Annotated in this window: 2 protein-coding genes; one reads left to right on the plus strand and one right to left on the minus strand. The window is 74.2% G+C overall.

Translation table 11 applies throughout. The annotated features are described in order from the left end of the window. Positions 1-300: 300 nt before the first annotated feature. Positions 301-1,791, minus strand: coding sequence for a M81 family metallopeptidase (locus tag GWI24_RS41910; RefSeq protein ID WP_210951259.1), 1,491 nt, complete (start codon positions 1,789-1,791; stop codon positions 301-303). 127 nt (positions 1,792-1,918) lie between these two features. Between GWI24_RS41910 and GWI24_RS41915 the strand changes: the two genes are divergently transcribed. Beyond that, on the plus strand, positions 1,919-3,707 hold a 1,789-nt coding region (locus GWI24_RS41915; RefSeq protein ID WP_210951260.1), incomplete at its 3' end, for an MMPL family transporter.

Consider the following 3,707-nt stretch of genomic DNA (forward strand, 5'->3'; position numbering starts at 1 on the left):
CGCCGACGCGGCGGATGACCGGGCGGATGCCCGCGCACATCCGGGGTGTCCGGCTGAGGCGCCGTCCGCGCCGCCTGTGACGCGGTGGTCGAGCGGCCGGCCGGTGGGCAGGGGACAGGGCGTCCGCGAGGCGGGGGCTGGTCGCGGTTCGCCATCGGCACGCCGACGCGGCGGATGACCGGGTGGATGCCCGCGCACATCCGGGGTGCCCGGCCGCGGGGTCTGGGGCGGAGCCCCAGTTGTGGGAAGGGGCGGGTAGGGGAGAAGCCCGCCGCAGGCGCCACGATCCACCGAACACCGCTAGAGAAGCAGCGGCTCCAGATGCGGCACCTCGAAACCCTCGTCGTCGAAGGGGTACAGCGGTCGTACGAGGCGCCGGTGGCCCAGGCGCGCCAGATCCTGGTCGACCCCGCCGGGGGTGAGCGCGAGCCGCCAGTCCGCCGCCAGGGCGTACAGCTCGGGCTCCAGATAGCCGATCTTGACGACGACGAGGTCATAGCCGCGCGGGTCCAGCTCGCCGAAGTCGGCCAGGGTGTGGAACGGCTTGCGGCGGCTGACCAGGATCGCCGTGACGCCCCCGTGCCGCACCGCCGCGAGATCCCCGCCGACCGGGTCGTCCCGGCGCAGGGCGACCACCTCGCCGGTCAGCTCGCAGGGCGCGGCGTGGTCCGCCGTCCCCCGGCTGATCCCGCCGCCGACGGACAGCCGGACCGTCGCGCCCGGCCCGGCGGCGAAGCACTCCGCGACCGCCGCCGGATCGGTGATCCCGGGGTGCAGGGCGGTGGCGTGGCCGGCGGCCAGGTCCTCGTTGGCCAGCAGCCGCCCGAGCATATAGGCGAGGTCCCCGGCGCCCCCGGCCGTGGGATTGTCGCCGGAGTCGCTGATCAGGAAGGGGCGGGCGGAGGAGGCGACGGCCTCGGCGATGCACTCGTCGGCGCCTCCGGTGGGGCCGACGAAGGCGAAGTCGCGGCGCATCTCCCAGTACTCGCGGGCCAGGGAGCGGGTCTGCTCGACGGCGAGCACGGGGTCGTCGCCGGTCACCACCACGGCCGCCCGGCAGCGCGGCTCGTCGGCCCAGGCGTATCCCACCCAGATCGCCGCGTCCACGACGCCGTCCATCGCCTCCACGGCGGCCAGCCGCCCGTACAGCGACTTGGCGGGCTCCAGACGGGTGCTGGTGCGCTCCCCGGGCAGCAGCACCGGGATCTGCACCCAGGCCAGGTGCGGGCGGCCCCTGCCGGAGGCCAGGCGCTCCACCAGCTTGCGGGCGGCGCGCTCGCGGGTCTCCCAGGCGTCCTCGTGCGGGGCGAGCCGGTGGGCGGTGATCAGGTCGAGCCGGCCCGCGAAGCGGCGGGAGACATTGCCGTGGAGGTCCATGGCGGCGGAGATCAGCGCGTCGGGCCCCATCGCCTCCCGTACCGCCTCGGTCAGGTCGCCCTCGGCGTCCTCCAGGCCCAGCACGCTCATCGCGCCGTGGATGTCGTAGACCAGCCCGTCGAGCGGACCGGCCCGCCGCAGCCGCTCGATCAGCTCGCCCTTGATCCGGTCGTAGGTCTCGCGCTCGACCGGGCCGCCGGGGAGCGAGACGGCGTGGAGCAGGGGCACCCACTCGGCGTGCCCGGCCAGATCGCCGTCCGGCTGGGTCCAGGAGTAGCGGTCCAGCAGCTCGGCGCCGCGGGTGACGCGGAAGTCCTCGTAGGCCGCGCGGTGCGGGCTGAAGGTGCTGGACTCGATGTGCATACCGCCGATGCCGATACGCGGGCGGCGGCCTCCGGACGCGGCAGGATTCATGCTCTCCGACTTCCCCTCCCTCATGTGGTGAAGCCCACAAAGGGGACAAAGGATCTTTTTCGCCTGGCAGAGTGCCAGGTCACAAGCACATCACGGCGCCCCCCGGCGCACGACCCGGAAAGCAGCCATGGCCGCACTCGCCCGCTGGTGTCTCAGGCGCCGCGCCATCGTCATCGTGCTGTGGCTGGCCGCCTTCGCCGGGGTCGCCGCGGCGGCGGCCGTGACAGGTTCGGCGTACTCCAACGACTACGACATCCCGGGCACCGACTCCTCCAAGGTCTCCGCCCTGATGGAGCGGCGGCTGCCGGACCGGGCGGGGGACAGCGACACCATCGTCTGGCACACGGCGGACGGCGCGGGCACCGTACGCGCCCCAGGGGTCGAGCGGCGGATGACGGCGGCGCTGCGGCAGGTGGCGGACCTGCCCGGCGTGGCCTCCGTGACCGGTCCGTACGGCGCCGTCTCCGCGACCGGCCCGTACGGTGCCGTCTCCGCGACCGGTCCGTACGGCGCCGGTGACACCGGCCGGTTGGGCGGATCCGGCGGGCTCGGCGAGGACGGTGACAACGGCCGGATCAGCGCCGACGGGCACACCGCCTACGCCACCATCGTCTTCCGTGAACCGGCCGCAGAGCTGGGCGAGGCGGAGGTCCGCCGGGTGCTCGACACGGTGCGCTCCGCCGCCTCCGGGGCCAAGGGCCTTCAGGTCGAGATGGGCGGTGCGGGCGCCGGGCTCACCGAGCGGACCGGACCGGCCCATCTGAGCGAGGCCATCGGGGTCGGCGTGGCCGCCCTGGTGCTCTTCCTCGCCTTCGGCTCGCTCGCGGCGACGCTGCTGCCGATCGCCACCGCGCTCATCGGCGTCGGCACCGCGTACGCGGCCATCGGGCTGCTCGGCCACGCCATGACGATCGCCGACTTCGCGCCCATGCTCGGCATGCTGATCGGCCTCGGAGTGGGGATCGACTACGCGCTGTTCATCGTCACCCGGCACCGCAAGGGGCTGCGGCGGGGGCTGTCGGTGGAACAGGCCGCTCAGCGCGCGGTGGCCACCTCGGGGCGCGCGGTGGTCTTCGCGGGCGCGACCGTCTGTCTCGCGCTCCTCGGCATGCTCGTCCTGCGGCTGTCCTTCCTCAACGGGGTGGCGGTCGCCGCGGCGCTCACCGTCGCCCTTACGGTCGCCGCCTCGCTCACCCTGCTGCCCGCGCTGCTCGGCCTGATCGGCATGCGGGCCCTGAGCCGGAGGGACCGCGGACGGCTGGCCGAGCGGGGGCCGGAAGCCGCGGCGTCCCAGGGCCTGTGCGCGCGCTGGGCGCTCTGCGTCGAGCGCCGCCCCAAACTGCTGGGGGCGGTCGCGGCCGCCCTCATCGCGGTGCTCGCCCTCCCCACGTTCTCGCTCCACCTGGGCACCTCGGATCAGGGCAACGGTTCCTCGGCCTCGACCACGCGCCGGGCCTACGACCTGCTGGCCGAGGGCTTCGGACCAGGTTTCAACGGCCCGTTGACGCTGATAGGCAGCATGGACGGGGCCGACGACCGTATGGCCTTCACCGAACTGCCCGAGACCCTGCGCACCATCCACGGGGTGGCCTCGGTGAGCACCGCGGACCTGGGCGGAGGCGGCGACACCGGCGTCATCACGGTCGTCCCCACGACGGCACCGCAGTCCCGGGACACCTCCGACCTCGTCGGACGGCTGCGCGCCGAGGTGCTGCCCCGGGCCGAGGAGGGCAGCTCGCTGCGGGTCTACGTGGGCGGGCTGACCGCGGGCTACGACGACTTCGCCGCGGTGATCGTGAGCAAGCTGCCGCTGTTCGTGGGGGTGGTGGTGGCGCTGGGATGTGTGCTGCTGCTGCTCGCGTTCCGCAGCATCGGCATCCCCGTCAAGGCGGCGGTCATGAATGTGGCCGCCGTCG

This window comes from Streptomyces sp. MK37H, from assembly GCF_018035285.1.
Taxonomy (GTDB): domain Bacteria; phylum Actinomycetota; class Actinomycetes; order Streptomycetales; family Streptomycetaceae; genus Streptomyces; species Streptomyces endocoffeicus.

What these genes read in the sequence shown, in the direction of transcription:
- GWI24_RS41910 (WP_210951259.1), bottom strand. Translation starts at nt 1,791, where the DNA reads ATGAATCCTGCCGCGTCCGGAGGCCGCCGCCCGCGTATCGGCATCGGC.